The organism is Deinococcus rhizophilus (assembly GCF_030271215.1).
GTDB lineage: Bacteria > Deinococcota > Deinococci > Deinococcales > Deinococcaceae > Deinococcus > Deinococcus rhizophilus.
In genome coordinates, this window is the sequence record NZ_JASNGB010000142.1 from 1 (window position 1) to 7,569 (window position 7,569).

General features: G+C 73.2%; 8 protein-coding genes. 3 read left to right on the forward strand and 5 right to left on the reverse strand.

The annotated features are described in order from the left end of the window. Window positions 1–358, forward strand: a 358-nt coding sequence (locus QOL99_RS12930; protein ID WP_285524397.1) for a TlpA family protein disulfide reductase, incomplete at its 5' end; no start/stop codon positions are given. A gap of 361 nt (window positions 359–719) precedes the next feature. Here QOL99_RS12930 and QOL99_RS12935 read toward each other — a convergent pair. The 4 genes from QOL99_RS12935 to QOL99_RS12950 form a co-directional block, all read right to left on the reverse strand. After that, on the reverse strand, window positions 720–1,322 hold the full coding sequence (locus QOL99_RS12935; protein ID WP_285524399.1) for a response regulator transcription factor: 603 nt from the start codon (window positions 1,320–1,322) through the stop codon (window positions 720–722). After that, window positions 1,319–2,464: a sensor histidine kinase gene (locus tag QOL99_RS12940; RefSeq protein WP_285524401.1), complete on the reverse strand. Its 1,146-nt coding sequence runs from the start codon at window positions 2,462–2,464 to the stop codon at window positions 1,319–1,321. The genes QOL99_RS12935 and QOL99_RS12940 overlap by 4 nt, the downstream gene beginning before the upstream one ends. 74 nt (window positions 2,465–2,538) lie before the next feature. Beyond that, window positions 2,539–3,321 carry an ABC transporter permease gene (locus tag QOL99_RS12945; RefSeq protein WP_285524403.1) on the reverse strand — a complete coding sequence of 261 codons (783 nt, stop codon included), beginning with the start codon at window positions 3,319–3,321 and terminating at the stop codon, window positions 2,539–2,541. Between the two features lies 1 nt (window position 3,322). Continuing rightward, the gene (locus QOL99_RS12950) at window positions 3,323–4,264 is read right to left on the reverse strand and encodes an ABC transporter ATP-binding protein (RefSeq protein WP_285524405.1); all 942 of its coding nucleotides are present in this window, start codon (window positions 4,262–4,264) and stop codon (window positions 3,323–3,325) included. A 233-nt stretch (window positions 4,265–4,497) separates the two neighbouring features. Between QOL99_RS12950 and QOL99_RS12955 the strand changes: the two genes are divergently transcribed. After that, the gene (locus tag QOL99_RS12955) at window positions 4,498–6,423 is read left to right on the forward strand and encodes an HD domain-containing phosphohydrolase (protein ID WP_285524406.1); all 1,926 of its coding nucleotides are present in this window, start codon (window positions 4,498–4,500) and stop codon (window positions 6,421–6,423) included. Here the strand turns inward: QOL99_RS12955 and QOL99_RS12960 are convergent. After that, window positions 6,372–6,605 (reverse strand): hypothetical protein, encoded by a 234-nt coding sequence (locus QOL99_RS12960; RefSeq protein WP_285524407.1) that lies wholly within the window; start codon window positions 6,603–6,605, stop codon window positions 6,372–6,374. The genes QOL99_RS12955 and QOL99_RS12960 overlap by 52 nt on opposite strands. Window positions 6,606–6,762: 157 nt before the next feature. On the opposite strand from QOL99_RS12960, the gene QOL99_RS12965 reads away from it, so the two are divergent. After that, window positions 6,763–7,569: glycosyltransferase (locus QOL99_RS12965; protein ID WP_285524408.1), on the forward strand; the 807-nt coding region annotated here is incomplete at its 3' end.

The window sequence follows — 7,569 nt, forward strand, 5'->3', positions numbered from 1 at the left end:
CCTGCCCCGGCCCGCCGTGGTGAACGTCTGGGCGACCTGGTGCGGTCCCTGCCGCGCGGAGCTGCCGGTCCTGGCCCGGGCGCTGGCCGCCGGTGAACCCGTCGTGCTGATCAATGCCGGGGAGGACCCGGCGCAGGTACGCGCTTTCCTGGACGGCCTCGGCGTTCAGGCCCCCACGTTCGTGGATGGGGGAGAGCTGCGGCAGGCCCTGCAGGTCAGCGGGTATCCCAGCACCTTCGTTCTGGACCGCACAGGTCAGGTCGCTGCCCGCCACCTGGGGCCGGTCGACGCTCCCCAGCTTCAGGCCCTGCTGCGCCAAGCGCAGGCGCAGACCGGCTCGTCCCCGCCTGCCCCCTGAACCCCCTCGCCNTCTGGACCGCACAGGTCAGGTCGCTGCCCGCCACCTGGGGCCGGTCGACGCTCCCCAGCTTCAGGCCCTGCTGCGCCAAGCGCAGGCGCAGACCGGCTCGTCCCCGCCTGCCCCCTGAACCCCCTCGCCGGGGGCAGAAAAGTGGCCACCCGCCCGCACCGCTCCGACGGGCACGCCCCCGGAACCCCAGCGTCAGGCCGGGCGACCCACGGCAGGATGTGCAGACTTCGCGCCCCCCCAGACGGCGGCCTCGTGGGCCGGAGGGCGGCGCGTGATGGACCAGGCAGGCCAACCAGATCGGCGGTGGCGCTCAAGGCTGTGCCAGCAGACGCCCGCCGCACGGGCAGGGTCACAGCCAGCCCTTCTCCCGCGCCCGCCGCGCCGCCTCGGCCCGGTTGGCGGCTCCCAGCTTGCCGATGGCCTCCGAGAGGTAGTTGCGGACCGTGCCCTCCGAGAGGCCCAGCGCCCCGGCGATGGCGGCGGTGCCCTGGCCCGTCTCGGCGGCCCGCAGCACCTGACGCTCGCGGTCGGTCAGGGGATCGGGTTCGCCCCAGGCTCCAGTGGCGAGGACCGGGTCGATGGCCCGCCCCCCGGCATGAACCCGGCGAATGGCGTCCGCGAGTTCGGCGGCTGGGGCGTCCTTGAGCAGGTAGCCCGCCGCGCCCACCGCCAGCGCCCGGCGCAGGTACCCGGCCCGGCCGAAGGTGGTCACGATGACCACCCGCACGCCCGGAAACTCGGTCCGCACCTGCGCGGCCAGGTCCAGCCCACTCAGGCGCGGCATCTCGATGTCGGTGACGAGCACGTCCGGGCGGTGCTGCCGGACCTCTGCCAGCGCGGCCTCTCCGTCGCCTGCCGTGCCCACCACCCCCAGGTCGCCCTCCAGCGAGAGCAGCGCCGAGAGTGCTCCCAGCACCAGCGCCTGATCCTCGGCCAGCACAACGCGGATCACAGGGCCGCCTCCCGGCCGGGCGCGGGATGGGGACTGTCCACCGCCGGAAAGTGGGCCACCAGGCGGGTGCCCTGCCGCCCGTCGCGCTCCAGGGTGCCCCCGGCCGCCCGCAGGCGCTCGCGCATGGAATTCAGGCCGGTGCCCTCGGGGGCCTGACCGCCGAGGCCGTCGTCCTGAATGGTCAGGGTGTGGCCGCCCGGCCCGGAGGTCAGGCTGACCTGCACCGCACTCGCGCGGGCGTGGCGCACCACGTTGGTCACGGCCTCGCGCAGCAGCATGGCGGCGCTGGCCTCGGTCTCGGGGGGCAGGCTGGAGAGGGGGGCCGTGACGGTCAGGCGCACGCCCGCCGCGTCCAGCGCGACCTTGGCGCGGGCGAGTTCGGCCCCCAGCCCGCTGCCCCGGTAGCCCCGGACGGCGGCGCGAACCTCGGAGAGCGCCTCGCGGCTGATGCGCTCGACCTCCCGAATTTCCCCGGCGGCGCGGGCGGGATCACGCTCGGCCAGTCGGCTCGCCAGCTCGCTCTTGAGCACGATCACCGACAGGGTATGCCCCAGCAGGTCGTGCAGGTCGCGGGCGATGCGTTCGCGCTCGGCGTCGGCGGCGAGCCGCTCCTTTTCGGCCTGGGCCAGCCGCAGTTGCCGCCCGGCCTCGCGGGCCCGCCAGCCCAGGTGCATCCCGTAGGTGGAAAACAGCATGTAGACCGAGGCCAGCGCCCAGCCCGTGGGGACCGCCCAGGCCCACGGCTCCCCGCTCCAGCGCGGGAGATACCAGAACATCAGGCCCAGCAGCAGCAGCGCGGAGAGGCCCGAGAACCCCAGCGCCCGCGCCCGGTGGGGCTGGTTCCCCACCAGAAAGCTGCCGTAGATCAGGAAGCTGGTCGCCGCCGCCCCCAGCAGCGGGAACACCGCCGCAAAGGCCAGCAGCCCCCCCGCGTACCCGGCCAGCGCCCAGGCCGCGTCGTCCCCGCCCCGCCGCCACTGCGAGGCCACGTACAGGGCGACAAAGGCCAGCAGCACGCCCCAGAACCACACCCCCTCGGCCAGCGTGCGCGGCTGAAGGACGAAGCCCGCGACCGGGTAGGCCAGGAACAGCAGCCACCCCAGGGACATCCAGTCGCGGGCGGGGCGGCGGGCGGCAGGCATGGTCACAGTCTAGGCCCCCCTCTTCCTGCTCAAACGGTTGAACAGGTTGAAGAACTGCTGGGCCGGAAGTCGGATCATTCGCGGGCCTCGTCGCGGCGCAGCGCCCAGGCGGCGACCATGCCGAACAGCAGCGTGTAGCCCAGCAGCACCAGCCAGCTCAGGGCCTCGTGCTCCGAGCCCAGCAGCGGCGAGCGGCCCACCACCCCGAGGTGATAGGTGGGCAGCAGCGGGGCCACCCGGGCCAGGCCAGCGGGCAGCATCTCCAGCGGCAGCGCCAGCCCGGAGGCGAACACCAGCAGCAGGCTGGCGACGTTGGCGACGACCACGGCGGCGGCGGGGCGGATCAGGAAGCCCAGCATCAGCCCCAGCGCGACCAGCGAGGCCATGCCCAGCAGCAGCTTCAGGGCGGCCAGCAGCCCCGCCGTGCCCAGCCACACGCCCCCGACCACACCCGCGAAGGTGAACAGCAGGGTCAGCGAGAGGGCGCCGTAGATCCAGGCCGCGAGCACCTTGGCGGCGACGTACACGGGCAGCGGCACCGGCGAGGTCCGCATCAGCCGCAGCCAGCCCCCGGTGCGCTCGGCGGCGACATTCGCCCCGAACGAGAACAGCGAGAGCGACACCAGCGAGAAGGCAGCCAGATTGAGCAGCGTGACCTGGCTGGCCGCCAGGGGCAGGCCCTCCCGTGGCAGGCCGAACAGTGCGTAGAACAGCACCGGAAAGCCCACCGTCCCCACCAGGAACATCGGCTCGCGGCTGAGGCGGCGGCTCTCGGCCAGGGTGAGCTGGCGCAGCGCAGGCCCCAGCGGCGCGGACGGGCGGAGGGTGGACGGGGCGGGAATGGGCGGGGTGGTCATGTCAGGCTCCTTGGGAAAGGGGGGAGGCGGGCGAGGGCGACGGGGAAGCGGTCTGGGATGAATGGCCCGTAGCCGTCAGCGTCAGGAAGGCGTCCTCCAGGGTGGCCCGCCGCACCTCCAGGTCACGGAAGGGCACGTCCCGGCCCACCAGTTCGGCCAGCAGGCGCTCGGGCGTGTCCGTGTGGAGTTCGGTGTGGCCGCCTTCCCCGACCTGGGCCGACCGCACCCCGGGCAATGCCCGCACCTCGGCCAGCGTCAGGCCCGCGCGGAAGCTCACCCGCGCTCCGCCCACCTGCGCCCGCAGCGCCTCCGGCGTGCCGCCCGCCAGCAGCTGCCCCCCGTGCAGCACGAGGACCCGGTCCGCCGCCCGCTCGGCTTCTTCCAGATAGTGGGTGGTGAGCAGGACGCTGCGCCCCTGGCCCCTCAGCTCCCCCAGGGCCTCCCAGAAAGCCTGGCGGCTGGCGGCGTCCATCCCGGTGGTGGGCTCGTCGATCAGGAGGAGTTCGGGGTTGCCGATCAGGGCGAGCGCAAAGGCCAGCCGCCGCCGCTCGCCGCCCGAGAGCCGCCCGGCCCGCCGGTTCGCCCGGTCTTCCAGCCCGGCCAGCGCCAGCGCCTGCCCCACCCCGAGGGGCGCGGCGTGGAAGCTGGCAAAGAGCGTGACGGCCTCGCGCACGGTCAGGGCACCCGGCAGGGCGCTCTCCTGCGGCATCGCGCCGATCCGCGCCCGCACCGCGCTGTGCCGGGGATCTTCGCCCAGCACCCGCACCGTGCCGGAGGTGGGCCGGGAGAGCCCCAGCATCAGCGAGATGGCGGTGGTCTTACCCGCCCCGTTCGGTCCCAACAGCGCGGTGAGTTCGCCCGCGCGGACCTGTAGGCTCAGGTCCCGCAGCGCCGTGACCGGCCCGTAGGTCCGGCTGACCCCCTGCATTTCGACGACATTCATGCCCCCAGGGTGAGGCCCGGCCCGCCCGCGCCGTAGTGCCCGCTGTCAGGCCCAGGAGGTGACAGTCGTCACCCGGTGGGGGGATGCAGGCGTCCGGCCGGGGAGCCTGGAGGAGTGATGAAGGTGTGATAGAGCTTTCGTTACGCTTCGGCCCTCATGGGCAGGACATGAAGCGTTTGGGCAGGGAGGCAACGCGACCGGGAGGGTCCGGGGCCGAGCGATGGCAGCCCCGCATGGACGCGAACGCTGCCCTGATGACGCTGGGGGGAATGGGGCTGGTCTTCGGCGGGCTCTGGATGCTGGTGCTGCGGTCTGGGCCGCAGAGCAGCGGGGGCGAACCCCTGGTGGGCACCCTGTGGCTGAGTCTGACGGTTCCCGTGGTCGCCGTGACCGTCTGGCTGGTCAGCACGGTGCGCAGCCTGGCCCTGCTGCAGATCATGACGCTGGCGGTCACGACCGGAGCACTGGCCGACTGGCTGTGGTTCGAGGCCCTGTCCAGCTTCTATGGCGAGACGCCCTCCAACGACGCCGTCGAACTGGGCCTGGGTGGATTGCTGGTTCTGGGGTTGCTGGGCACCGCCTTTCTGGCGGACCGCGAGGCCAGGCTCCAGCGGTGGCGGGAGCACCACGTGGGAGAGGTCGACCCCCTGACCGGGTTGCTCAATCGCCGGGGCATCACCGCGCACTACCAGGGCCTGCCCCCCGGAACCCCGGTCACGGTGGTGATGGCCGACCTCAACGACCTCAAATCCGTCAATGACACCGGGGGGCACGGTGCCGGAGACGTCCATATCCGGGCGGTGGCCCGCGCCATCGAACAGGCCGTGCCCTTCGGCAGCGCCGTGGGCCGCTGGGGGGGTGACGAGTTCGTGGCCCTGGTCACAGGGCTCTCCCCGGCCCAGGTCGAAGCGGGCCTGCACGCTGCACGGCTCACCTCGCCACGTCCCCGGCCCAGCCTGAGTGCCTTTGCTGCCGGGGTGGTGCAGGCGACGGCCGGGGAACCGCTGGACCGCGTCCTGGCGCTGGCAGACCAGCGGCTGTACGACCACAAGGCCCAGGAGCGCGAGGCTGAGCCCCGCTCAACCGGCGAACGCAGCGTGATCGGGCTCGAGGAGTTCTCGCAACGGCTGGAGCTGCTGGGCACCCCCGAGGAGGTTCTCGAGGTTGGCCTGGACCTCGCCCGGGAACTTCTCGGGTTCGAGGGCCTGACCTACTACGCCCATCAGGACGGCTCCTTCCAGCTGATCCACTTCAAGGGACCGCCGCCCTACGACCTGCCGATGCTGCAGGCGACTGACCGCCTGGACCGGCGTCCGGGGCTGGTCGAGTGGGCGGCTTCCAGCAACAGCACCGTCTGGAGTGCCGACTACCCGGCGTCCCCACACGCGCTGGGCCCCTGGGTGGAGCTGGGGCTCAAGACGGTCGTCGTCACGCCTGTGCGCTGCAGGAGACGCCTGACCGGCGTGCTGGGGCTGATCAACTTCTCCACCTGGCGTGCCGTGACCCCCCAGGTCCGTCGCCTGCTCGAAGCGGTGGCGCTGCGGCTGAGCCACACGCTGGAGCGTCTGGTGGTTCTCGAGGAAGCTCGGTCCAGCCTCGAGGGCGGCATGTTGGGGCTGGGGCTGGCCCTGGAAGCCCGTGACCTCGAAACGGCCGGTCACACGGGGCGGGTGGTGGCCCTGGCCGAACGCATGGGCCGCGAGCTGGGTCTGAGCGGCGATCAGCTCTCTGAGCTGCGGCAGGGGGCCTACCTGCACGACATCGGCAAGCTCGCCATTCCCGACGCGGTGCTGCTCAAGCCGGGCCGCCTCGACCCCCATGAGTGGGCGCTGATGCAGACCCACGCGGAGCAGGGAGCCCGGATCGCCTCCGGCATTCCTGGGCTCTCGCCCGGGGCCCTGAACGTGATTCGCAGCCACCACGAACGCTGGGACGGCCAGGGGTACCCCGAGGGTTTGAGCGGCGAGCAGATTCCGCTGCTGGCCCGGATCTTCGCGGTCTGCGACGTGTACGACGCCCTGACCAGCGAGCGTCCCTACAAGCGGGCATGGTCCCCACAGGCCGCCCTCGCCGAGATCCGGGCGCAACGTGGCCGCCACTTCGATCCTCAGGTCGTGCAGGCGTTGCTGGCGGTCCAGCAGCAGGACGCTTCCTCCTGAGCTGGCCCCGCCCGCTTCGCCGTCGCGGTCGTCATCGCCTGCACCGTCCGCACGCTGAACGGCTGGCCCCGGTTGCGCCCGGTGAGGCAGCTCCAGACGTGCGAGCTGCTGGGGTGGCCCTCCACCCGCCGCACCCGCAGCCACTGCACCAGCGCCCGCTGAGCGGTAGGGCTGAGCGGCACCGTCCTTTTCCCTGTCCCCCTTGCCACAGCCCCCGCGCCGGGTTGCGGTCGCGGTGGGCCGCGCCGAGCAGCTTCGCCATGTCGGGCGTCTCGAGGTACTTCGGCAGACGACCCGGCAGCCTGGGCCGGGGCACTTGAGCTAGCCTGCGCCTCAGCCATGCGGGTGCCCCCTTTCCCCCAGACGGTCGTCGCCGTGCCCGCCCGCAATGAGGCCGGGCGCATCGGCCGCGCTGTTCGTGCCCTGGCCGCCCAGATCGGCGCGGGTGGGCAGCCGCTGGAGGGGTACGAGGTCTGGATTCTGGTCAACAATTCCGCGGACGACACGGCGCAGCGGGCCCTGCAAGCGGTTCCCGCCGGGCGCCCGGTGCAGGTGGTCACCCGCACCCTGCCGCCCGGAAGTGACAACGTGGTCGGGGCGCGCCGGGCCGCCCTGGAACTGGCCGCGGCCCGGCTGGGGGGCGACCCGGACGGCCTGATCGTGACCACCGACGCCGACAGCGTGCCAGCCCCCGACTGGCTGTGGCAGCTCCGGGCGGCGGTGCGCCGGGGGGCCGACCTGGTGTGTGGGCGCATCCTGCTGTGTCCCCACGAGCGGGCGCGGCTGCCCGTCCCGGTGCGGCAGGTCTACCTGCAGGACACGGCCTACCGCCTCGCGGCCGAGCAGCTCACCGCGCGTCTCAACCCCGATCCGCTCGACCCCTGGCCCCGCCACCACCAGCAGTTCGGGGCGAATCTGGCCCTGACCCTGCGGGCCTACCGCACGGTGGGCGGCGTGCCCGACGTGCCGCATCTGGAGGACGTGGCCCTGGTTCAGGGGGTGCGTCGCCACGACCTGCGGGTGCGGCGCACCCCCCACGCCCGCGTCTACACCAGCGCCCGGCTGAGTGGCCGCGTTCCCCTGGGCCTGAGCACCCAGCTGGCCGAGTGGCACACCGACCCGGCCGCGTGGCGGGTGCCCGGCGCC